At 63.8% G+C, this 23,494-nt stretch carries 18 protein-coding genes; 4 read left to right on the top strand and 14 right to left on the bottom strand.

Annotation, left to right across the window (positions count from 1 at the left end):
* Positions 1-34 precede the first annotated feature (34 nt).
* The 3 genes from H6718_04380 to H6718_04370 form a co-directional block, all read right to left on the bottom strand.
* Positions 35-1,954: a HAMP domain-containing histidine kinase gene (locus H6718_04380; GenBank protein MCB9584606.1), complete on the bottom strand. Its 1,920-nt coding sequence runs from the start codon at positions 1,952-1,954 to the stop codon at positions 35-37.
* Entirely contained in the window at positions 1,951-3,414 is a 1,464-nt protein-coding gene (locus tag H6718_04375; GenBank protein ID MCB9584605.1) for a HAMP domain-containing histidine kinase, read from the bottom strand. Before H6718_04375 ends, H6718_04380 begins: the two co-directional genes overlap by 4 nt.
* A 299-nt stretch (positions 3,415-3,713) precedes the next feature.
* A complete protein-coding gene (locus H6718_04370; protein MCB9584604.1) occupies positions 3,714-5,129 on the bottom strand; it encodes an AI-2E family transporter in 1,416 nt (471 codons plus the stop codon).
* Positions 5,130-5,228: 99 nt separating this feature from the next.
* On the opposite strand from H6718_04370, the gene lepB reads away from it, so the two are divergent.
* The gene (gene lepB / locus H6718_04365; protein MCB9584603.1) at positions 5,229-5,858 is read left to right on the top strand and encodes a signal peptidase I; all 630 of its coding nucleotides are present in this window, start codon (positions 5,229-5,231) and stop codon (positions 5,856-5,858) included.
* On the opposite strand, the gene H6718_04360 is transcribed toward lepB, so the two are convergent.
* From H6718_04360 to H6718_04350, 3 genes are all read right to left on the bottom strand, one after another.
* Complete coding sequence (locus H6718_04360; protein MCB9584602.1) at positions 5,859-6,449, bottom strand: GNAT family N-acetyltransferase; 591 nt, start codon at positions 6,447-6,449, stop codon at positions 5,859-5,861.
* Between the two features lie 11 nt (positions 6,450-6,460).
* Positions 6,461-9,067, bottom strand: a complete 2,607-nt coding sequence (locus H6718_04355; protein ID MCB9584601.1) for a protein kinase — start codon at positions 9,065-9,067, stop codon at positions 6,461-6,463.
* Between the two features lie 145 nt (positions 9,068-9,212).
* Entirely contained in the window at positions 9,213-10,262 is a 1,050-nt protein-coding gene (locus H6718_04350; GenBank protein ID MCB9584600.1) for a pyridoxal-phosphate dependent enzyme, read from the bottom strand.
* 26 nt (positions 10,263-10,288) lie between these two features.
* Here H6718_04350 and H6718_04345 point away from each other — a divergent pair, with 26 nt between their 5' ends.
* Positions 10,289-11,443, top strand: a complete 1,155-nt coding sequence (locus tag H6718_04345) for an ATP-dependent 6-phosphofructokinase (GenBank protein MCB9584599.1) — start codon at positions 10,289-10,291, stop codon at positions 11,441-11,443.
* A 168-nt stretch (positions 11,444-11,611) separates the two neighbouring features.
* Here the strand turns inward: H6718_04345 and glnA are convergent, their stop codons facing one another.
* From glnA to H6718_04330, 3 genes are all read right to left on the bottom strand, one after another.
* Positions 11,612-13,024: a type I glutamate--ammonia ligase gene (gene glnA, locus H6718_04340; GenBank protein ID MCB9584598.1), complete on the bottom strand. Its 1,413-nt coding sequence runs from the start codon at positions 13,022-13,024 to the stop codon at positions 11,612-11,614.
* Positions 13,025-13,283: 259 nt separating this feature from the next.
* On the bottom strand, positions 13,284-13,622 hold the full coding sequence (locus H6718_04335) for a P-II family nitrogen regulator (protein ID MCB9584597.1): 339 nt from the start codon (positions 13,620-13,622) through the stop codon (positions 13,284-13,286).
* Between the two features lie 307 nt (positions 13,623-13,929).
* Positions 13,930-14,796 (bottom strand): mechanosensitive ion channel family protein, encoded by an 867-nt coding sequence (locus H6718_04330; protein MCB9584596.1) that lies wholly within the window; start codon positions 14,794-14,796, stop codon positions 13,930-13,932.
* Positions 14,797-15,175: 379 nt separating this feature from the next.
* On the opposite strand from H6718_04330, the gene H6718_04325 reads away from it, so the two are divergent.
* Both H6718_04325 and H6718_04320 read left to right on the top strand, forming a co-directional pair.
* Positions 15,176-16,126, top strand: coding sequence for a diiron oxygenase (locus H6718_04325; protein MCB9584595.1), 951 nt, complete (start codon positions 15,176-15,178; stop codon positions 16,124-16,126).
* 2 nt (positions 16,127-16,128) lie between these two features.
* On the top strand, positions 16,129-16,374 hold the full coding sequence (locus H6718_04320) for a hypothetical protein (GenBank protein MCB9584594.1): 246 nt from the start codon (positions 16,129-16,131) through the stop codon (positions 16,372-16,374).
* Between the two features lie 62 nt (positions 16,375-16,436).
* Here H6718_04320 and H6718_04315 read toward each other — a convergent pair whose 3' ends face one another.
* From H6718_04315 to H6718_04295, 5 genes are all read right to left on the bottom strand, one after another.
* The gene (locus tag H6718_04315; GenBank protein MCB9584593.1) at positions 16,437-18,365 is read right to left on the bottom strand and encodes a polysaccharide deacetylase family protein; all 1,929 of its coding nucleotides are present in this window, start codon (positions 18,363-18,365) and stop codon (positions 16,437-16,439) included.
* A 117-nt stretch (positions 18,366-18,482) separates the two neighbouring features.
* A complete protein-coding gene (locus H6718_04310) occupies positions 18,483-19,103 on the bottom strand; it encodes a hypothetical protein (protein MCB9584592.1) in 621 nt (206 codons plus the stop codon).
* A 40-nt stretch (positions 19,104-19,143) separates the two neighbouring features.
* Positions 19,144-20,361 (bottom strand): HupE/UreJ family protein, encoded by a 1,218-nt coding sequence (locus tag H6718_04305; protein MCB9584591.1) that lies wholly within the window; start codon positions 20,359-20,361, stop codon positions 19,144-19,146.
* Between the two features lie 71 nt (positions 20,362-20,432).
* Entirely contained in the window at positions 20,433-21,704 is a 1,272-nt protein-coding gene (locus H6718_04300; GenBank protein ID MCB9584590.1) for a putative metal-binding motif-containing protein, read from the bottom strand.
* A gap of 362 nt (positions 21,705-22,066) precedes the next feature.
* Positions 22,067-23,437, bottom strand: a complete 1,371-nt coding sequence (locus tag H6718_04295; GenBank protein ID MCB9584589.1) for a methionine adenosyltransferase — start codon at positions 23,435-23,437, stop codon at positions 22,067-22,069.
* Positions 23,438-23,494 lie beyond the last annotated feature (57 nt).

Below are 23,494 nucleotides of genomic sequence, written 5' to 3'. Positions count from 1 at the left end.
CAGCGTTCCTCACCCCCGATCCCGAACCGATCGGTTAGCCCTTCGGCAGGGCAGAGATCAGTCGCGGCTCGCTTGGGAGATCACTGACTGGAGCGTCGGTTACAGGCATCGAAACACGGAAACGTGGAAGCGTTTCGATGCGGGAACCCGTGGGCAGCGCTGCGAGCGCGCGCACGGTTCCGCCGTGTAGCTGGATCACCGAGCGCACCAAGCTGAGGCCCAAAGCCAGGCCGCGGTGCTGGCGGCTACCGACGGTCTGTGACGGATCGAGCAAGCCCTCGAGCTGAGTCGCGCTGGTGTCGGTCCGCGGCACGCTGATGTCGAGATGTACTCTGCGCGCCTCGCGCCGCGCGACGACGAAGACGTTCGAGTCGCGATCCGCGGTGCGCAACGCATGGCCAATCAATGTGGCGAGGGCGCGGGCAGCGCGTACCAAGTCGACGCTGAGGTGGGCTTGGGGGTCGTCGACGTCGAGTTCGATGCGCGCTGGGGAGTCTCCCCCCAGGTCGTGGGCTTTGGCGACGGCGGCCTCCAGTAGTTCGCCGAGCTCGACCTCGTCGACGACCAGAGACAGCTGACGCGCCTCGACTCGGGCTGCGTCGAGGATGGTCTCGATCAGCGCGAGCAGCTCACGACCGCGGCGGTCGATTAGCTCGAGGCTCTCCTGCTGGCCTTCGGTCAGTGGCTCCAAGCGGACGAGCTCGGTGAATCCGAGGATCGCGTTCAAGGGGCTCTTCAGATCGTGGCTCACGCTGGCGAAGAACAAACCTCGCATGCGGGCCGCCGCCTCTCGGGCATCGATCGCGCGCTCTTGAGCGCGAGCAAACTCTCGGAAGCGCTCGGTCAGCTGCTCCACGGAGTCTGTCAACGCGCCCACTGGTGCGAAGCGAACGGGGCCCAGTTGAGGGGCGGCTCCGCGCAGCAACGATTCAGTGCTCAGCGTGCGTAAGCTCCCGGTCGCGAGCTGCAAGTCCCTGAGTAACTCGCGCCCGAGCAAGCCGCCAGCGAACGCCGCCGCGCCCACGACCAGCAACGTGATCAGAATTGCTGCGATGGACACCACGGGCACGGTGGAGCCGCTGAACTGAATCGCCGCGCTCCCTTCGTCGAGGGGCACCGTGAGTTGCACGATACCGTTGTCGAAATGATCCACACGGTAACCGCTTTCGTTGCCGAGCAGGCGGGGGGCGAAGCCCGAGCGCCGGGCCTCTGTCACGGCATCGTGAACCCCCGCGTCGGGCACGAAACCTGGTCCTGCTTCGAGCGCCGCGCGGGCCATTGCGCGAGCCGTCTCTTCGCGGTCGAGCTCATCGGAGCGCCTCAAGTGACTGCCGGCGATCAGGGCGGACCCGAGCGCGACGAATAGCACGGGCATCGCGACGGCGGTGATCAGGCGCCTCGGTACGGGGCGTTGATTCGGAGCGACTTGAAACGCCTCCTCGACGACCTCCGCCATCGCCTCCGGTGGGGCGAGCTGGATCGCGCGAGCAGTTGCCGCGCGGATCAAGACCATTAGAGGTAGGGACGATGCGGCGACGATAACGCTGCAGAGCAGGTATAGGCTCACGCCCGTCGTCTGGTCGAGCAACGCCGGGCGTAGCGGCGTGATCAGCGCGGAATAGGCCAGGAGGTTTGGCACGGTCCAGCGTAGGGTGGCGCGCCATGGTTCCCCGGAGAGTGATGAGAGCTCACTGGCCTCAACTGAGCGTGAGCCGAGGGCGAGCGCGCGAAGCAAGAAGCGGTGACGACGTAGACTGAGCCAGCTGGTGGTCAACGCCAGCACGCTTCCAAGCAGCCCAAACGCTGCGATGCCCCGACTCGCTGGTGAGTTCACGGCGCGACCCAAGAGCAGCAGCGCCGGGCCACCGAACGCCAGGAGCAGCGTGGTGAAGATGCTGAAAACCAGCTGCCAACCCAGCACGCGCTGGATCAGCTTGCTCGCCGCGGGGTTCACTCCGGGACCTCGTGCAGGGGTGCGGAGCGCGGCGCAACATCGGCGGACGCGGGGAGTTTCACCGTGAAGAGTGAGCCTTCGCCCAGGCGACTCTCGAGTTCGATCTCACCTCCGTGCATCGCGACCAGTCGCCGCGTGATGGCCAGGCCGAGACCGCTGCCGGCGCGCCGCGCGTGGAGATCTCCCGCTTGCTGAAACTCCTCGAAGATCGCGCTCTGCATCTCCGGCGCGATGCCCGGGCCCGTGTCTTTGACGGACACGTGAGAGCGCGGTCCGTGGTTCACGACGCTGACTTCTACGAAGCCCTCGCGCGTGAACTTCACCGCGTTGCCCACGAGGTTGCCGATGATTTGCCGTATCCTTCGCTCGTCCGCCCAGACGATGCTTGTTCGTCCGAGCAGGCGCAGCTCGATGCGTTTGCCGCCGAGCGTGGCCCGCGCCTCGCGCACCACCTGGGCAGCCACACCGTAGAGGTCAACGTTTCCGCGCGAGAGCTGAAATTCGCCTGACTCGAGCCCTGACAGGTCGAGGATGTCGTCGATCAGCGCGCGCAGGTGATCGCCGCTCTTGCGCACAATCTCCAAGTTTTCCCGGGCCTCTTCCGAGAGCGGGCCGTCGACCTCTGCCAGCAGCACGTCGGCGAAACCGAGCACCGCGTTGAGCGGTGTCCGAAGCTCATGGCTCAGCGCCGCGAGGAATGCGCTGCGATCGCGGTCATGGGCTTGGGCGGTGGCCAAGTCCTGGCGGTAGGCGTGCTCAGCGGCGGCGAAGCGATCCACCAGTACATTGAAGGCGCTCGTCAGTAGGCCCACTTGGTCTGCGCTACGTACCGGGATCAGCCTACCGCTTGGCTCTGCGCCGAACATCGCCATTTCAGCGACTCGCTTGCCAGTGAACTCGACGTCTTGAACGACGTCGCGGGCCAGACCGAACCCCACGGCGATCGCGATGCCGACGAGCAATACCGTGAGGAAAGCAACTGAGCTAATCAACGAGCCTGCGGCATAGGGCGTCTCTGGCGCGCGCACGAAGGTCAGTAGCGTCAGGTGCCCAAGCGGCGGACCGAGCGGCGTTGCCGAGAAGCGCACCCGGCCCATCTGGGTATGGGTCTCACCCTCGTTTTCGATCAAGAGCTCCACCAACTGCGTCGAGCTCGGGGCGCCCAAGCTGCCGTCCACTCGCACCACGCCGTCTTGAGTGACCAGCAGGAGCTCGGCACCCGAACGACTCGCGGCGCGTTCGATCACGTGTTGGCGGTCCTCGCTAGATGTGGCGCGCAGCCGCGCCGCCAGCGTCTGACTAAGGATGCGAGCGCGCAGAGACGCAGCTTCGTCGCTCTGGCTCTTCAGCGCGCTCACGCCGAGCAGCACGATGGACACCGCGACGATCGCGCTCAACACCAGGACCGCCGCTGGAACGAACGGCAGAAATGGGATGCGACTAAGGCGTCGACGACGCACCCCATGGGACGGTGGCGGCTCCGACGCGCGGGGCCTCGAGTTGAAGGGCGTTGAGCCCACAGGCCGTGATGACGGCGGTGGATAGCTCGAACGCATCAGTGAGCGCGCCGCTGGGGTGCTCGCGACGGGGTCGCTCGGAGCTCCACTCTCCAGATCGTCTGTGCGCTGCACCATCGAACGTCACTTGAGCATTGCGCAGCGAGGCTCTCGCAACAAATTGGCCCCAGCTGCTCGGAGCACAAATCGCGTTCGTCTCGGCTCGCCTTGTGCTCGCGGCGCTAGGTTACACCGTCACTGGCCTAATCAGGCTCTCGTTCCGTGTCAGCATCGCGCTCAACAGCGTCCGCTTCCGCGCCGTCAGGCTCCGCGTCTGCCGTCTCGGCGTCGTCCTCAGCCGTTTCCTCAGGGGGTGAGGTCCGCTGCGGGGCCTCCGCAACTTCTCGGACGACGGCGTCCGGGGATGACCCCACACTGCCCGGCCCTGCTGCTACGTCGCCGGCGTCTGCTGCCGACGCTTCGTCGGCCGTCTCTGCCGCGTGCTTGGCGGCGGCGGTCTCCGGGGAATCCTCCACTCCTGTTTCCTTGAGGATCCCAACGAGCACGGATCTTCGCGAAGCAACGTCAGGATCTGGACCCCCATCCAGGAACAGCGCGCTCTTCTTGTAGTAGGCGACGGCGCGTAGGGCGAAGACCTTGGTCACCGCGGCGGCGGGAACCGCCAAGAGCACGCCCATGAAGCCGAACAGCTCGCCGAATACCATCAACGCCAGAAGCACCCAGACCGCACCCAGGCCGAGCTTGTCTTCCATGATGCGAGGCGTGATGACGAAGCCTTCCAGCACCTGAATCACGGCATACGCGCCGACCACCAGCCCCACCTGGGTCCAGCCTTGCCCGGCGAGCAGTGTCATGAGCAGCGCCAGACCAAGCGCCACGGCGCCGCCGACGTAGGGGATGAAAGCCAGCAGCCCCGCTACAATGCCGATCGGGATCGCGAGACGTACTCCAATCAGTGAGTAGGCCACTGCGTAGAGCACGGCTAGCATCAGCATCACGAGCAGCTGCCCACGCAGGAACTGCCCGAGGATTTCGTCGACCTCCCCCGCGATATCCACGACGTGAGGCCTGATTCTCCACGGAATCAACTGTCGGATCTTGGCCACCATCACGTCCCAGTCGTGAAGCAGGTAGAAGGCGAAGACCGGAATGATCAGGAGGTTGCCCAAGGCGCCGAGCACGCTCGCCGTGCCACCGAGGACCACCGCGAGTACAGCACCAGCGGGTGCCGCGGCCTTGCCCGCGACGTCTTTCGCGTCGACTCCGAACTGATCGAGCGCCTCTTTCACCGAGTGCGGTGGCTCGACCCCTTGGGCGCGGAGCCAGGGTTCGAGGCGGACTAACAGTGCGTTGAGCTGGGCTGGCAGGTCACCTACGAACGCGCCAACTTCCCGCACCACGCCAGGGACCACCAGCAAGCCCACCAGCGCCAGGAACACCAACACACCTGCCAGCAAGATCACGATGGCGAGCGCTCGAGGGATTTTCCGCGCCTCGAGGCGGTCCACGACGGGATCCAGCATGTAGGCGATCCCCGCCGCGAAGAAGACCGGCGTCAGCACGGACTTCAAGTGCAGGAACAGCCACAGCACGCCGCCGATCACCGCCAGCGCGATGAGCCAGCGCGGGAAAATCCTCCGCGTCTCCTCCCTAGACATGCGCGTTCTTGGGTATCACAACTTCCGAGAATATCCGCCGCAACACGCGTGTTGAGGCCCTGAGGGTGCTGGCTGCAGCCTCGGATTGGGAGCGGCAACATGTCTTCGATGGAAAGCAAGCGACCCTGGCAGCGCGGACTCGGCCGCTTTTTGAAGGAGTGGGTCGGGCTGTTTGCGTTCGCCGCCGTGGTCCTCGTGAGCCGCTCCTCGTTGGCGGACCACTATCAGGTTCCTTCGGAGTCGATGCTGCCCACCGTTCAGGTTGGCGACCACGTCTTGGTAGACAAGCGAGCCTATGGAGTGCGCGTGCCCTTCACGACCCTGCACTTGACCCAGGGCTTGCCTCTGCGCGGCGACGTGATCGTGCTTGAGTCCCCGGAGGACTCACGAGTCTTGCTCAAGCGAGTGGTGGCGTTGCCGGGAGATCGCGTGCAAGTGAAGGATGGCGCGCTTTGGCTCGATGGAAAGTCGACCGAGCGCTCCCACGCGGCTGATTCCGCCGTCGAGGTTCTGAGCGGCCAAGCGCATGCTCTGGATTTGAGCTTCGGAGGTGGCCCCGACTTCGGTCCCGAACAGGTTCCTCCCGGAAAGCTCCTCGTGATGGGTGACAATCGCGGCAACTCCCACGACGGGCGTGCGTTTGGCTACGTCGAGCGAGACGCCGTGCTGGGGCAGGTCACCGGCGTGTTCGTGCGGCACGGAACGCTGCGCTGGATTTCCGTGCGCTAGCTACTTCGCTTCTTCCGCAGTGCGGTCGATCGCTAGCTGGGAGAACACGGCGTGGTCCACCCAGCGCCCACCGACGTACTCGGCCTGGCGTGCCACCCCTTCGAAGCGGAAACCCAGTCGCATGATCACTCGCAGGCTGCCGTAGTTCTCGGTCGCTGCCGCGCACCGGATGCGATGCGCAGCCAGGGTGTCGAAGGCGAACCCGACACACGCCTTGGCTGCTTCCGTCATCAGGCCCTTGCCGCACGCTTCGCGCTTGAGCCAGTACCCAAGCTCGCAGGAGCGATGCAGGTGGACCACCGAGTCGAGCCCAACGACTCCAAGTAGTTCACGGTCCTTCTTGTTGCGGATTGCCAGGCGTACCGCGCGGCCAGCATCCCAGTCCTGGGCGCAGGCCTCGGCGTAGCGTTGCGAGGCCTCAGGTGAGTTGTTGAAGGGCACCCAGGGCAGCCAGCGCTCGAGGTGCCAGCGCGAGTTGTCTACCGCCGTCCAGAGCTCGGGTCCATCGGCGGGATCGATGGGAGAAAGGATGATTCGGTTGCTCTCCACCGGGCTGCTCCGCACCGTGGAGCGAGCCGGAATGGTGAGCATATGTGGCGTGGTCACTTGTTGTGCTCCCCGCACACCACGCGGACGAGATAGCCCTCAAGACGACCCGCTTCAAAGTCACGCCAAGAGACGAACCATTCCTTGGGCGTCGCGATGATGTCCGGGTAGGGCTGGAACGCGTTCATCTTGCCGACCAAGCTCGGCTCCTCGATTCCGTCGCGTCCGATGCGCGCGAACATCACACGCTTGTTCTTGACCTCGAACCACGCCACCGCAGCTTCGTTCCCGTTGGTTGCGATTGACGGGCGATTCCCCAGGGAAGCTAGCTCCCTGCGCCACATCGGTTCGGTCGAGGACTTATCGTAGAACGCGGCGAGGGCACCCGCCTTTTCGTCATCCCACACCACGAAGCAACCAATCTTGGTGCAGGCGATCTGGGGCTGCGCGTGCTTGCCTTCGTCAGCGCTCACCTGGTGCAAGGTGCCGAGGTGCCGGTCCTTGCTGCCCTTTTCCTTGTCGTCGCCCTGCGCTTTCTTGCCGTCTTGCTTGGGAGCTTCGTCAGAGATGCCCTTGGCGAGATCGGGATCCTCGAGCGCGATGGTCAGGGCCATGATCAGGGTGCTCTGGCCCTTGACGAGTTCGAAGGCGATGTTCAGGCGTCCATGGGCTACGTCGAGCGCAGGGTGCCTTGCCTCGGTGGTGTCCTCGGAGCCGAACGCCGTGAGGCGTACGGCGTCGCCCAGCGGCTTGAGCTCACCGTCGAGGTGCCGGGTGAACAAGTCGCCCTTGTCGTTCTCCTGCCACACCGCCCAGAAGGTGCCGTCTTCAGCCCGGGCCAGCGCTGGGGAGTAGTCGTTGCGAGTTCGCGTACTGATGCGGCGCGCTGGACCCGCGATGCGACCATCGCGCTCGACGAGGCGTACGTAGACACCCGGCGCGCTGCCCTGCCCATCCCAGTACAGCAGCGCGATGCGGTTCCCTGCGGGAATGAGCTGAGGGTGGCTCGCACCTTCAGCTTCGGGGGTCAAGCCGCGGGCGGGGCTTACACGGCGTAGCGCTTGATCCAGGAGTACCCCGTAGGCTTGGCGCTTGCGAGAGTCCTCGTGGTTGTCCACCCACACGAAGAGCGGACCGGCGTCGCTTACAGCCACCGTGGTGCGTGACGGCTTGCTGGTGTTGTCGAAAGGACGAGGGCGACTCAGACCGGTGAGGTGGCAGTAGCCTTTGTCTGGGCGCAGCGCCGTGCCTGCCTGGTTGAGCAAGCCACGCGCGACGCGTGTACCGCCCGCGTTGAACGCCTCGCGAAACATCGACAGCGCCTCGGTCTGCTTGTTCTCGCTCAGGAGCTTCTGCGCGCTCGCGATCTGCAACGCGTAGGGCGCGGTCTCGAGCGGCTCCGAGGAGCTTGGCAGCGGAGCCGGCGGGGTCTCCACGCTCGCCACGCTGGACGCCGCGGGGGAAGGGCCACTCGGCTCCGGCGGATGGACGACGTAGAGCCAGAATGCGTAGCCACCGATCGCCATCGCGGCGACCAACAGCAGCACCGCGATCGCCTTGCCCAGCCCTGAACCGCCCGCGGGGGCGTCCGGCGCTGCAATGCTCGGCAGCTGCGGCTCGTTGGAACTCGGTGCGCTTTGGGGGCCTGGCTCCGCATCCGGCGACTGGCGCTGCGCGGCGATGCCGTTCCACGAATCTGGAGACGCCGGCTCGACCAGCTTGTCGATCAGCTGACCCTCTTCTTCGCTGTGCAGACTGGCGCGCTTCGCGGCGCCTGGGGCAGGCTTGAGGGCGCGCTCCAAAGAGACGGCGAACTCTTTTGCTGACTGGAAGCGGCGATCCGGCTCGCGATCCAGTGCCTTGAGGAACCAGTCGTCGAAGTTCGGGGGAAGGTCTGGGCGCAGGCGCGATGGGCGCGGGATGGGCGCTCCCGCGATTTGCGCGAGGATCATCGCGACGCCCTGATCCGAGTTCCACACGGTCTTGCCCGTTAGGCACTCGTAGACGATGCAACCGAGCGCCCAAAGGTCGCAGCGGTGGTCGACCTCACCCTGGCCCTTGGCTTGCTCGGGCGCCATGTACGCCGGGGTTCCGAACAGCGCGCCTTCGCGGGTCAGGCGTGTCGACTCGCCGCCTTCATTCGCAGGCTCGTAAAACTTGGCGAGGCCGAAATCGAGGATCTTGGCGACCGTGTCACCTTCCTCGGTGCGCGCCATGAAGATGTTCTCAGGCTTGAGATCGCGGTGCACGACTCCCGAGCCGTGAGCCTTCATCAAGCCCTTCGCCGTTTGACTCGCAATGCGCAGGGCGTGATCGAGGCTCAGGCGCCGTTCGCGGGAGAGAAGCTCATACAGGCTCTCGCCCTCGAGCAACTCCATCACCAAGAACGGCCGATCGCTCCACTCGCCGCTGTCGTAGACGTCGCAGATATAGGGGCTGCGGATGGCGGCGGTGGCTCTCGCTTCACGCAAGAAGCGTCCCAGCACGACCCGTGAGTTCACGAGCTCGGCCGCCAAGATCTTCACGGCGACGCGCTTGCCGATCTCGACGTGCTCGGCCTCGTAGACGGCTGCCATGCCGCCGCGTCCGATCTCTTTCGTGATGCGGTACTTGCCCTCCAGAAGCGTTCCGGCTGGGACCTTGGACGTATTCGGGGGCGGCATTCGAGGGATCGAAGGGGTGGCTCGCCCAACTGGGCGGAATCGCACGGCGCGAATGAACAGGTGAGCTGTCCCGGTGTGCTTGAGTCAGCGAGCCGGAATTGGAACCTAGGCTTGATCGGGTTGGTCTGCCTAGGGGCCAGAGAGCTTAGACGCGAACCAATAGGCGCTGGAAGTCAGTAGGCAGTGGCGAGGTCCACAAGTTCGTGGGTTGTAGAGCGGCCCCAGTCGGAGCCGCCAGAGTATGCCAGTAGAGCACGCGAAATCTGCTGTGTGTTTCGTCCTCTCGACGGGCGTTCTGTAGGGGATCTGCCCGCAAGAACGTGGGGGTTCCTGAGCCATCCGTGAGCCAACCTCGGTCCAAACGACTGAGAGCGGTGGCAAAAGCCTTCGCGGTGTAGGTCGGATCCGTTGTGAGTCCAATTTTTTCCGAATACGTGAACGAACCTTGTCCGCCGGGGCTTGGATAGCCGTATCCGCGGCCGGTGTGTCGTGAATCCACACCGAACGCTCCCCCGTGCCTCAGGCCGTTTCGTCGCACGAGCTCGTGCAAGAGTAGGCGCATCCCCCAGGCTGGTTCAGCGACCGGCGCCGCGATGACCCGAGTAGGCGCGCCAGCGCCCGCCAAACCGACGATCAGCCCGGCCGCGGTGCCACACGACCCGCTGGAAACTACGAGCTCATCGAAGTGGCCGAGCTCTCGCGTGTGCAGCTGCGTGCACAACTCCGCGGCGGCCGTGACGTAGCCGCGACAGCCCACTTGAGACGAACCGCCAGGCGGGATCATGAAGGTTTTGCGACCCCAGGCGCGCAGCACTCGTGGGATCGCGGTCGGGCCAGCCGGACTTGCCACGCAGTCGGCGCCCGAAGCCAGCGTCGCACGCAGCATCTGCTCTGCATGCTCGCTCCAAGGTTGAGGGAACAAGACCGCTCTGACATCAAAGCCTTGCTGCAGCCCAAACAGACTCGTTGCGTAGACGTGGTGACTGCCCGCCGCACCAAAGGTCAGTAATCGGCGCGCGTCTCGTGCCGTCGCTTCCGCGAGCAAATGCTCGAGCTTGCGTACCTTGTTGCCGCCGTACACCGGGCTCGTCACGCTATCGTCTTTGAGCCAAAGCTCGCCGCGACCATCTTGGGTGACGAGCACGCGCTCGAGCGGTGTCGGGTAGGTTCCCAGGCACAACGGGGCTCGCGTCATCGTCCCTTCCGCTACCATCGACGGCCATGATTCGGAAGATCGCCATCAACACCGGCGGGGGAGACGCGCCTGGACTCAACGCTGTCATCCGCGCCGTCGTGATCAGCGCCTTGTGGAGAGGTTGGGAGGTGTGGGGAATTCGTCACGGCTATCGTGGCCTGATTGAGGACGACCCGGACGGCCTGGTGCGACTCGATCGCCGATCGGTGCGAGGCATCACACACCTCGGCGGGACCATCCTAGGCAGCACGAATCGCGGTGACCCGTTTTCCTACCCAGTGTCGGTCAATGGCAAGCTCGAGGCGAGGGACGTCTCAGACAGGCTGGTCGAGCGTTTCAACAACCTCGGCTTCGATGCTCTGATCGCAATTGGCGGAGACGGCTCCTTGCGCCTGGCGCATCGCTTGCTTGGCCAAGGCTTACCCCGCGTTATCGGGGTGCCAAAGACGATCGACAATGACCTCGCCGGGACGGACGTCACCTTCGGCTTTCAGACGGCGGTGAACACCGCGACGGATGCCCTCGACAAGCTGCACTCGACGGCTCAGGCCCATGAGCGAGTGATGGTGGTCGAACTCATGGGGCGCTACGCGGGATGGATCGCGCTCTACGCTGGGCTCGCTGGCAGTGCTGACGTCATCTTGATCCCAGAGATCGAGTTCGACATCGAACGGGTCTGCGAGAAGATCATGCGTCGGGAGGCGCGGGGGCGTCACTTCTCAATCGTCGTCGTCGCCGAAGGGGCTCGTCCCAGGGGGGGAGAGATGCGCTTCAAGGCGGCGAAAGGGGAGTTCTCTGAACACGCGCAGCTCGGAGGCATCGCGGAACAGGTTGCTGAACAAATTGGCCTGCGCACTGGCAAAGAGACCCGCAGCTTGGTGCTCGGTCACCTGCAGCGCGGCGGCAGCCCGGTGACCCAAGACCGCATCCTCAGTTTGCGCTTGGGCACGGCAGCGACGAAGTACCTTGCGGAAACGGACCGTAGCGGCATGGTGAGCATCCGCCGTGGAGAGATCGAGTTGACTCCCCTGGAAGAGGTGTCTGGCAAGATTCGCACCGTGAGCATGGACTCCGACACGCTACGCACCGGACGTGATCTGGGGATCTGCTTCGGGGACGAACCGGTGGGGACTTTCGTGGACGGAACGCTGCCCCCGCCGCCGGCGCGCCGCTTCGGTTGAGGTCGAAACGCCGCAGGCATCGAGTTGTCGCGCGGAAATGTTGGCCTCCCCCCCCAAAAAAAGAAAAAAACTAGCGAGGAAGCTGGGGCTAGCGCATGCGGTCCCTAAAGCGCAAAAGCCCTCGAGACCTGAGTCTCGAGGGCTTCGTACGCTGTTCGAACGGATCGATCAGATGTCGTAGTACATCGCGTACTCGAGGGGGTGAACCGCCTTGCGAATCACGTCGAGCTCGTTCTCGCGCTTGTAGCCGATCCACATCTCGATCAGGTCCTTGGTGAACACGTCGCCTTGGAGCAAGAACTCGTGGTCCGCCTCGAGCGCGTCGAGGGCTTGGTCGAGGCCGTACGGCATGCTCGGCACTTCCTTCAGCTCCTCGGGGCTCAGGGAGTACAGGTCCTTGTCGAGGGGATTGCCGGGATGGATCTTGTTCTTGATGCCGTCGAGGCCGGCCATCATCATCGCGGCGAAGGTGAGGTAGGGGTTCGCCGTGGGGTCTGGGTAACGGCACTCGATGCGGCGCGCCTTGGGCGAGCTGGAGTAGGTCGAGATGCGGATAGCCGCGGAGCGGTTACGGCTCGAGTACGCCAGGTTCACGGGAGCCTCGAAGCCGGGCACCAAACGCTTGTAGCTGTTGGTAGTGGCGTTCGAGATGCCAGCGAGGGCGCGGGAATGCTTGAGGATGCCGCCGACGTAGTAGAGGGCGAGCTCGCTGAGGCCGGCATATTCGTCACCAGCAAACAGCGGGGTGCCATCCTTCCAGAGGCTCTGGTGGATGTGCATGCCGTTGCCGTTGTCACCGGTGATGGGCTTCGGCATGAAGGTCGCCGTCTTGCCCGCGCGGTAGGCGCAGTTCTTCACCACGTGCTTGAACCACATGAGCTTGTCGGCCATCGTCAGTAGGTCGTCGAAGCGCATGTCGATCTCGCCCTGACCGGCGGTGGCGACCTCGTGGTGGCTGACCTCGACATCGATGCCGACCGCCGCGAGGGTCAGACAGATTTCCGTGCGGAGATCCATCTGGGTGTCGTTGGGGGAAACCGGGAAGTAACCACCCTTGTAGGTGACCTTGTGGCCAAGGTTCGGCCCCTCGTCACGGCCGGTGTTCCAAGCAGCCTCGACGCTGTCCACCTTGTAGAAGGTGTTGTTCGGCGCGGTGCTGTAGCGCACGTCGTCGAAGATGAAGAACTCAGCTTCAGGGCCAAAGAAAGCGGTGTCAGCGATGCCGGTCGACTTGAGGTAGGCAACCGCCTTCTTCGCGACGTGGCGCGGGTCACGGCTGTAGTTCTGACGGGTCAGCGTGTCCTGGATGTCGCAGATCAGAGAAAGCGTGGGGTGCTTGGTGAAGGGATCCATGAGCGCCGTCTTGGGATCCGGGAGCAGCAGCATGTCGCTCTGGTTGATCGGCTGGAAGCCGCGGATCGACGAGCCGTCGAAGCCAGCGCCATCCTCGAACACGCCCTCGTTGAGCTGGTGCATCGGGATGCTGGTGTGGTTCCACTTGCCGGGCAAGTCGATGAACTTGAGGTCCACCATGACGGCGCCGTTCTTCTTGCCAAACTCGATCGCTTCTTTCGGTGTCATTTGCAGTGTGCTCCTTACCCTATGCTCGAGTAGTGGCGCTCGAGGGAGCGCCACTTTTGCGGGTGTGGTTAGGTGGCGTCAAGGGGCGCCAACCCGCTCGTGGAATGGTTTTGTGCGCGTCGTGTGACGCGCGTATGACGTGGTTTTGCCAGGCGGAGCGAGGTGCCGCGCCTGGCGCATTGTTTTGGCCTTTAGAGGCCAATTTCCGTGCGGCTATCAGCTGCAGCTGTCGGTTGCAGCCGTTGATTGAGAGTGAGCGTCAGATCGCTTCGTCGCCGCGCTCGCCGGTGCGAATGCGCACGGCATCATCGATCGGGCTGACGAAAATCTTGCCGTCACCAATGCGACCGGTCTTTGCTGCCTTTTCGATGGCGTCGATGACCTGGTGAGTGAGAGCGTCGGGAATGACAATCTCCACCTTCACCTTAGGAACGAAGTCCACGACGTAAGCAGAGCCCCGGTAGACTTCCTTCTTGCCGCCAGTGCGCCCGAAGCCTTTGACTTCGGTGACGGTCATACCCTGGATGCCGACTTCGCTGAGCGCGTCTTTGACTTCGTCCAGCTTGAACGGCTTGATGATCGCTTCGACCTTTTTCATCTGACTCTCCCGGCGAGAGCAGCCCCTCCGCACCGCCTCCAGGGAGAGACGAACTGAGTGCTACTGCCTTGGATCCGACCGGCCAAGCTGTGTGGTTCAGCGAAGGACCGGCCTACTATGCGCGTCGGCTGACTCGATGAGTTTCGCCGTGCCCCGGGAGTACCCGTGCGAAGGTTTCGCGAATGTTTCGCATCCAATTCACCGCGGTAAGAACGCTGATTTGGCGTCTGGAGGTGCCTCTGGAGCGCCCTCGATTCCGCTCTGAGTGAGATCGCAGCCGAGCTGAACCGGCCCAGGGGCCGGTGTTTCAGCTCGGCGTTTGCTTCTTTGTCAGCGCATTGAGAGCGGGCTCGTCCAGGTGAACGTCGACCTGGGGGAAGGGGATGCCGAGTTGCTTCGCGTCGAGCGCTTGCTTTGCCGCGCGGATCAAGGCCTCGCGCACCGACCAGTAGTCTGCCGTCTTGCACCAGCAGCGCAACGACCAGTCCACGCTCGACGCGCCGAGTCCGGTCAGCACGGCGTGAGGAGCTGGCTCATCGAGCACGAGTGCCACCTCGCGTGCAGCTGTCTCGAGCGTCTCCCTCGTGACGTCGATGTCGCCGCCGTAGTCCACTCCGACCTCGACGTCCACCCGTCGGGTATCAAGCGCCGTTAGGTTCTCGATGGTGTTCCCGAAGACGTTCTTGTTCGGGACGATGATCTTGCGGTTGTCGCCGGTGACGAGGTCGGTAGTAAACAAGTCGATGCGCGTCACCTTGCCCGTGGTGCCGCTGACTAGAATCACGTCGTCTACCTTGAAGGGTCTGAACATCAGCAACATCACCCCTGCGGCGAAGTTGCTGAGCGTACCTTGAAACGCCAGGCCGAGCGCGAGCCCCGCGGAACCAAGGACAGCAGCGATGCTCGTGGTTTGGATGCCGAACACACCGAGGCAGCTGACAATAGCTGTTGTGAGTACCGTGTAACGTACCAGCGCGCCAACGAACCCACGCAGCGTCGTGTCTACGCCACGTTTCTCCATCACGCGCTCGACCGCGCGTTGCAACCAGCGCGCAATCAGCAGCGCGATGAGTAGCGCGATCAACACGCCGACGATGCGTGCTGACCAATCTATCAACTTGCTTGCCAGTCCGGCGACCATCCCTTCCATGTCTCTTGGGTAACGCCAACGCATGCGGATTCGCAACCCGCGGAGGCTAGGTTTCGCTAGCCGTTGACTCGGCATTCAATGCCGTGTCCCTAGCGAATCGGGGGGATTCCGCTGCGTTTGTTCTAAGCTCCAAAGGAGCGCGTTTTCCGCAAATCGAAGGCGATTTGCACGCGTGCGGAGTCGTCGGCTGACGTTCGACGCAGGTGTCGAACGGCCGCGAGCGACAGCGCAGCAGGGCTGTATTGGGCGACTGTAGCAGCCGCGGACAGCTGAAGACATGTGCGCACTTTCGATGCTCCAACGCTCGCCAACCTAATTTCCGCGGGTGAATCTTCGACGAGGCGTTGTGCGCCACCAATAGACCGGCGAGACTCAAGAGACAGCTGCGACTCGGGGGGGACGCGTGATCGAGACAGAGATGCTCAAGTTCAACTACGACTACGCGACCTGCGTGAAGAACTCGGAACGCTCCGCCTGGCGCGTGGATGACGTGATGCCAGCCGACACGCGGATCGACTTCTCGCGACCCTTCTTACCTGACGCCCTGGTGCCGAACTCGAGCCTGACGTTTCTCTCCAGCCAGGACGCGCTGATGTTGAACCAGATCTCAGGCAACGCGTACCTGAACCTCTTCGCGTTCGTGGAAGAGTACATCTTGGTAACCGTCGTCCAGCACGCGCAGGCCGAGATGTTCGGGGACCGCGACGCGATTCGGGCTCTGGTGCGCTTTGCTGATGAAGAGGTCAAGCACCAACGCCTCTTCGAGCGTTACCGCGCGGCATTTGACCGTGACTTCCCGTCGCCAGCGGAAGTGCTTGAGTCTGCCGCTGAGGTCGCCCAAGTCATCCTCAGCAAGTCGCCGATCGCGGTGATGATGATCACGCTTCATATCGAGCTGATGACACAACATCACTACACCGAGTGCGTGAAGGACAATCGGGAGATGGATCCACTCTTCGCCAGCATCCTCAAGCACCACTGGCTCGAAGAAGCGCAGCACGCGAAGATCGACGCGCTCGAACTAGCGAAGCTCGTCGCGCTGGCGAACCCCAAGGCGATAGCTCAAGCCTTCGATGACTACCTAGACATCCTGACCGCGTTCGACGGCTTGCTTGCTCAGCAGGCTGAGATGGACGTGCGCAGTCTTGGTCGAGCGACTGGCCGTGCAAAATCGGCTGATCAAAGCGGCTTTAGTGGCGAAGAAACCGAGCGTATCGTGCAAAGCCAGCTACAAGGCTATCGGCGCACGTTCGTTTGGTACGGCATGACGAGTCCCATGTTCGTGGGAGCTCTCAAGGACATGAGTCCCGAGGGCGCAGCCCGTGTCGAGGCAAGAGTCGCCCACTTCGCATGAACATGATTGGACGCGATACCGTCACCCAGAAGCTAGCCCAGGTCTTGGGCAAGAAGACCGCCCTCGACGTGGTGGCCAAGACGATGTCCGAAGCGGGCCTCGAGAAGCTCGATTGCGCGGACGATCAACTGCGATTCGCCAATGCGTTGATTCCGCGCGGAGGTCTATATGAGGCCGTCGGGCGGGCGTTGAAGATTCAAGCGATCCTCAACGGCGGGCACGACGAGGAGCGAATCACCCGGGTCTAGTACCCGCGGTGACTCGCTAACATCGGGCTCCGTTCCCGGACTTCGAGGCAGCCGGGGCCCGCTCAGAACAGCTCGACGTCGTCGATGAACAGCTCGAAAGCGGTTGCCTTGTCGCTGATGCCCCAGTCAATGGCTTGCAGCTTCTTCACGGCGACTGCGCTCAAGGCTGTGGTGGGGCCCCACGTCGGCTTGTCAAAGTCGCTCCAGCGGATTTCGACGGTCTGCCAAGCTGAGGTCACCGCGATCTGCTTGTTGAAATGGCCGCCTTCGCCGTTCAGATCACCGCCATAGACTCGAGTTTGGGTTTCGGCGGTGACCAGACTGACGATCGCTTTGCCATTCAGCTCATCGCTGGTGTTGACGCTGCCTTTGATCTTGAAGCGCAGGCCCTGGTAGGCGCTCCCGTCGTAGCAAGCGCCTGCACCGTTACCTCCGAGAAACGCGAGGGTGACCCCGGTCCACGCCCCCAAGTTGCTCCCCGCATAGCGCAGGACGTGGTTCGTCCCGTCAGCGTAGAGCTGGACATCGACGTTCTGTGGGTACCAAGACCAGGTGCCGTCCCGGCCGTCGCCCTGTGATGGGTTCGGCAGCACCTGGAACTCCGTCGAGTCCCTTTCCAGGTCGTCCATGTTCCCCGGGGAACCACTCCCGATGACCTGCTGCAGGTCGCACACACTGGCTGCCGGCTCGGGCTTCGTGGGGATGCTCTGGCTGGAGACCGTCGGTCCGTCCACGGCACATCCCGCGAGCTCGACGTCTCCAAGCGTTGGGTCGGCGGTCACGCTGAACGTACCGGGGCCGAGCTTGCGGGTTTCGATGGCAGTTCCGCCTTGCAGCGCTTGCAGGCTCGCAACGTCGTTGCCTGTCTTGACGATCGCGCTCACGGGCGTGGCGAACTGCTGGCAGTCGCTGGCCGTTGCGTCGTAGGTCAAAGTGTTGCCGCTGAGGCTCGCCTTGCAAGCGCTGCGGGCGTGTCGATAGCGCACGACCGTTGAGGGGGTCGCGGTCCACACTTCACCCGCTCGGTAGGCATCGACCAGGAAGTCGAGGTGGGCTTCATAGGTCTTCAGCGGGACGGGGCCGAAGCCTTGTGAGCCGTCCGTCGGTGGCGCGTCCTCTTGAGACACACTGTGGAACTCGCGTAGCGCCCAGCCGCCGCGCTCGATGGCGTTCCACACATGGACGGAGAGGATGTCCTCCGCCTTGAAGAGGGCATACTTGGAGTAGGTGCGCGGCCAGACATCGAACTCCACCTCCAGGTCCTTTCCTGGATCGGCGCTGTTGATCGGTGGGTTGTCGAAGCCATCGTTGTCATCGCGGTTGCCCGCGCGCGCGCCGATGTGTCCTGCGTTGCCAACTGCCGATATCGTTTCCGGGGTGAAATAGTCAAAGGGGAAGATGTAGAACGTGACGGGGTTCTGTGTGTACTTCTCGAACTCAGCCTTGGCGCCTACCACCTCGGTGGGCGCGTTCGCGACCGAGATCTCCGGATGGGTGTACGAGTGGTTGACGATCTCGTGACCAGCGGCTTCGATTTGCTTGACTAGGTCCCAGAGCTGGCCTTCTTCGCAGGCTTGAACGAAGGGCGCGATGCCGGCCTTCAAGCCGCGAGCGTTCAGCGCGGGTACCGCGAGTTGATCGATGCCGCGCAATCCGGGACCGCAAGCATCGTCGTGAATCATCGAATACGCCGCCTTCGCGTTGTCTTTCCACTTCGCCAGCTCGATGAAGGTGAAGCCCCCAGCGTCGGTCTCGCTGCCGCTACACTCAACTGGCGGGTTCTCCACGCTTCCTCCGGAGCCGCCGCTCCCGCCGCTCCCGCTCGCCCCACTGGTGCCACCGTTCGCGCCACCGCCTGGGCCAGAGCCTGAGCTCGCGCCGCTGCCGCCGTTTCCTTGCGGTGACGCGTCGTTGCTCGCGGCGCACGCCACGACGCAAGAGCACAGCAGAACGCTAACAAAGCCTAGGTATCGGAGCTTCCGTCCACGCATGCTTCGGAGCGTACGGACTGGGTTCCTGCCGGGTGGGCCAGAACTGTTCGCGGACGTGATCGTTTCTTGCGGCGGTCTAGTGTGCAGACGCCGCGCCTCCCCCCAAAAAAAGAACCTTCAGAAGCGCACGTCGACGGCCAAGCGAGCGCCGAAGACTGCGACGTCTCCTAGCGCGCCCGCGGTGCCTTGCAGGCCTAGCCCCGCCCGCTCGAAGCCGTAGCGAACCCCCGCCCCAAGGGTGGCTTGGAAGCGCGCGATGGTTTCGTCGGGGACCCAAGACGAGCCGCCGGTCAGCCACGCGACGCCAGCGTCCGCTTGTAGCCATGGGGAAAAACCCTGAGGCTCAAATACGTATCCGACGCCGGCGAAAGCGCTTACCCGACTGTGCTCACACTTGTAGTGGTCATAGCCGTAGTAGCACTCGCTCTCGGTACCATACGGCGGGATGCTCGCGAACTCACCCCCGAGGCTAAGGGTGAGTCGGCGATCCAGCGTGTACCCCGCACGCAATCCCACCCCGCCGTCCATCGTGCCTCCGCCTATTGCGCCGAGCCATGCGCTGAAGCTAGGTCCGGAGGCGCTGTGCGTGTCAGATGACGCCGCCTGGTCACGGGTGTTGCTAGAAGACGACGCCGCTGCCATGGCGTCGGTGGGCGACGCGAGCTGGAGAAACCCGCCAGCTATAGCGAGTACTGCGAGCTTTTTCGCGATTTCGAGGCCCGTGAACCGCAGGGACATGCCCAAGCTAGAGCAAGGGAGATGCCAACACGGAAACGACTCATGCCACGAGTCGCTCAAGGAACCAGATGCTCGCTACCAAGCTCGAGACGGCGCCTGCCCAGGTGCGCAGGGGGAGGTTCCACTTCGCGTGATGTTTGCGCTGCCAAGCCAGAACGGCGAAGCAAGGGAGGACGACCACGAGTTGCCCGAGCTCGACGCCAAGGTTGAATCCGAGGAGCGGTGTTGCCACGTCGTTTCGGTTGAGCCCCAGCTCGAACAAAGCGCCGCCGAAGCCCAATCCGTGCAGCAGACCAAACGCGAATACCATGCCCGCGCGGCGGTGACCGCGGCGACCACGCGCGGTTTCCACTCCCACCCAGACGATGGAGAGTGCGATGAGCGGCTCAATCAGACGCGGCGAGACCTTCACCAGCTCGAGTGCAGAGAGCGCCAGGCTCAGGCTGTGCGCGAGGGTGAATGCGGTGATCCAGCGGGTGAGCTCGCGCAGGCTCACGGCGCCCAGTACTAGAGTGAACACGAATAGCAGGTGATCGTAGCCACCCAGGATGTGCCGCCAGCCTTCCCCAAGAAAAGCACTGAACGACAGCCCCGTCGGCTGCTTGGGCGGCGGAGGAACGCTGACCGCGTCAGGGTCAGCCGCCGGCGCTGCCCTCGCGTTTGCTAACGCGACCCCAGCACTCGCGGGAGGCGTTGCCATGCGGAAAGTGTGAGGAGCAGACTCTGCTAGCGGCAAGCTGTCCGTGGTGAAGGCGACGGGCTGCTGCGGGGCGAGCAAGCTCCGCTGATAACGTCCAGCTCGATGAACTCCACCCAGGATCTGATGGGGCGTGCTTTCGTCGGTGAACAGACGTGATTCGAGGACGACCTGCTTCGGGGCCCAGGGGCAGTGATATCCGAGCCGCAAGTAGAGGCGGTTCTTTGCGCGACTGAAGCGTTGATTGCCTGCGTCCTTGGGTGTGCAGCGCTGGCCATCCGCCTTCAGGGAGAGGTGTGATTCGGCGTAGCGCACCAGGCGCGCCTGGTGGGACGCCAGGTCCGCTAGATCTGGCGGGGGTGCCAAGCCGAGCTGTCGCGCGATGAGGTCGACACTGCTGGTCCCGTCTAGGTCGAGCTCTACGCGCGTGCTGTCTGAGCCGAGATACACGTCGACGCGGCTCAGCGCGTTCGGATGAGCGTGTGCTGCTGGAGTGAATACCAGCACGCTCAGGCAGAGCGCGCCGAGGAGCGTCAGCACGCTTCGGGCGCAGAAACACATCGGCCCGAGCCTAGCGAGTGCTTGGCTCGGGCCATGATCAGCAACGCTCGAAGTCGTTGCCTATTTCGTGCTCACTTCGGCGGGGGCTCGGTGACCGGCACCGAGGAATCCGTCACGTCGAAGGTGATGTTGTCGATGATCGCCGTCGAGTTGAGGACGTGATCGCCCGCATCCCAGATGGCGAACATCAAGGTCACTTCTGTCCCAGGTGTGACGGGAGCGATGGTCTGTAGCCAGCCCGTCGATGCGCCCGGCTCGTAGCCGGTGCCCTGGAGCAGGCCCGTGCCTTGGGGGCAATCGAAGTTCTTTCCGCCGGCGGTTTGCGCCTTGCAGACCTCGAGGTAGCCGTTGTTGACGCTGACGGGGTTGCCCTGGTTGTCGAAGCTCACGTTGCCGCTGATCGCGCCCTCAGGAGCCGGATCCATCAGCGCAACGAAGAAGTCGTTGTACTCCGAGCAGATCCACGCCGGGAACTCATAGGTGTAGAACATGAAGTCGAAGCGGATTGCGTTCGCGTTCGTGGGTACTCGGATACGCAGGCGCAGCGCGGCAGGATCATTCGCGACCTGGCTCGGGTTGGGAGCCTGCGGGCAGGAAGGCGACGCCACGGGGAAACCTCCCGGGGTGCCGGAGGTTGTCCCCATATCGACGCCGAGCAGATCGCCCGCGGGGCTCCTAAAGCCTTGCTGATTGCTATCTCGTGCGGTGCCCGATGACAGCGCCAGGAAGGTGTTTCCGGCTCGCGGCGTCGCTGCGCCGAACTTGGGAAGCAAGCCGTGGCTTAGCTCGTTCATGCCCGGGCTTTGATCGGCCTTCAGGTACTCGACGGCGACCACACCCCAAGAGTCGCCGTTCTGCGCGCGGCACAGGTCGACCGCCGTCAGCGCGTCTCCCGGATAGGTGGAGTTGATCGCGAGCTGACCCGAGTCGCAGTTCAGCGGTTCGTTGTCCTTCGTACCATCGCAGTCGTCGTCGACGTTATTTCCCGGGTAGTCGTATGCGCCGGGGTTCATTTCCGCGGTGCAGTCGTTGCAGTCGCCCTGCGCGGTCGTCCAGCCGTCGCCGTCGCCGTCGGCGTTGACGTCGGCGGGATTGCAGGGCGGCTCGCCCTGCAGCACACCGCCGCCGCCGCCGCTGTCGTTGCCGCCACCACCATTGTTGCCGATCCCGAGGGAACCGCCGCTGCTGTCGGAGCCACCGCTCGCGCCGGACCCATTACTGGAGCCACCGTTCGCTCCACTACCGCCGGTGACGCCGGAGCCACCCGAAGCATCGGAGCAGCCAGCGGCGAGGGTGAGCGCTACAGGGACGACCAAACCAAGAGAGAAAGCAGGGAATCGCATGCCATACCTCGGGGAATGCCTCGTGCCGTGCACGGGCGGGGGAGGGTGGAAAACCTAGCTCCACGACCTGACCCGCGCGATCGGAACCGACTCGTTACACAGCGAGCTACGTCGTTACGGGAATTTTTTCGCCGACCCCGACGGTCAAGGCGCACGTCGACCGAGTGGCTGATCCTTCAAGCCTAAAATTGTTGGTCTCGCCTGGATCCTGGCGGGATGCGGGCGAGACGAAACCCAGCGGATACGTTGGCGCACGCGCTTGTCCGTTCGCACAAGGGGCGGCCTAGACGCAGAAAAGGCCACGCCGAAGCGTGACCTTTTGAGCCTTCGATTCCGCGAGGCAAGACCTCGCGTTGCTCGAATCAGGCGCGGGCGCCCTTACGGCCCGCCTTCTTTGCGGGCTTGGCCTTCGGAGTGGCCTTGGTGGTCTTGGGGGCTGCCTTCTTTGCGGCTCCGTTCTTTGCGGCTCCGTTCTTTGCGGGCGCTGCCTTCTTTGCGGCGCCGTTGGCCTTCTTCGAGGCTGCTGCCCCGTTGGCCTTTGCAGCCTTCTTTGCGGGCACAGCGACCTTCGCGCCCTTGTCGCTGAGCAGCGCGCGCAGCTCCTTCGCGCGGTTGGTCTTCTCCCAGCTGAACTCCTTGCGGCCGAAGTGACCGTAGGCTGCCGTCGCGCTGTAGATCGGCTTCAGCAGGTCGAGCTGGGTGATGATTCCGCGAGGAGTCATGTCGAAGTTCTCGCGAACGTAGGCTTCGATCTTCTCCTCGGGGATCTTCGCGGTGCCGAAGGTGTCGACGCGGACGCTGACGGGCTGAGCCACGCCGATGGCGTAGGCAACCTGAACCTCGGCGCGGGTGGCGAGACCTGCTGCGACGATGTTCTTCGCGACGTAGCGGGCGTAGTAGCAAGCGGAGCGGTCCACCTTGGACGGGTCCTTGCCGCTGAACGCGCCGCCGCCGTGACGGCCAGCGCCACCGTAGGTGTCCACGATGATCTTGCGACCGGTCAGGCCGGCGTCGCCGCAGGGGCCGCCGATGACGAAGCGACCGGTGGGGTTGATGAAGTACTTGGTGCGGCTGTCCAACATGTTCTTGGGCAGCGTCTTCTTGACGACCAAGTCCATGACCGCGTCGCGCAGGGTGTCGTACTGAACCGACTCGGAATGCTGCGTGGAAATAACCACGGCGTCGATGCGCTTCGGCTTGCCGTCGACGTACTCGACGGTGACCTGGCTCTTGCTGTCCGGACGCAGGAAGTCGACCTTGTTGCTCTTGCGCACGGCCGCCAGGCGCTTGGTCAGTGCGTGGGAGTACATGATCGGCGCTGGCATCAGCTCAGGCGTCTCGTCGCACGCGAAGCCGAACATCAGGCCCTGGTCACCGGCGCCTTGCTCGGTGAACATGCCCTCGCCTTCGCTCACCCCCTGGGAGATGTCGGGCGACTGCGGCTCGATGGCGACCAGCACGCCGCACGTGGCGTAGTCGAAACCCATCTCGCTCGAGGTGTAGCCGATCTCCTTGATCGTGTTGCGCGCGACCTCGGCGAAGTTGATGAACGCTTCCGTGGTGATCTCACCACCGATCACCACGAACCCGGTCTTGATGAAGGTCTCGCAGGCGACGCGGCTCCGCGGGTCTTGTGCGAGCGCTGCGTCGAGCACGCCGTCGCTGACGGCGTCACAGATCTTGTCGGGATGACCTTCGGAAACGGATTCAGAGGTAAACAGGTAACTGGACATTAGGGTTCCTCAATCTTGGAGTCGGACCTCGACTTCGGACCAATCCGCTCTCGCCTC

This window comes from Polyangiaceae bacterium (assembly GCA_020633205.1).
GTDB lineage: Bacteria > Myxococcota_A > Polyangia > Polyangiales > Polyangiaceae > JAHBVY01.
Note: the sequence above shows the minus strand (reverse complement) of the source record. Positions and strands in the feature narration are given on the sequence as shown.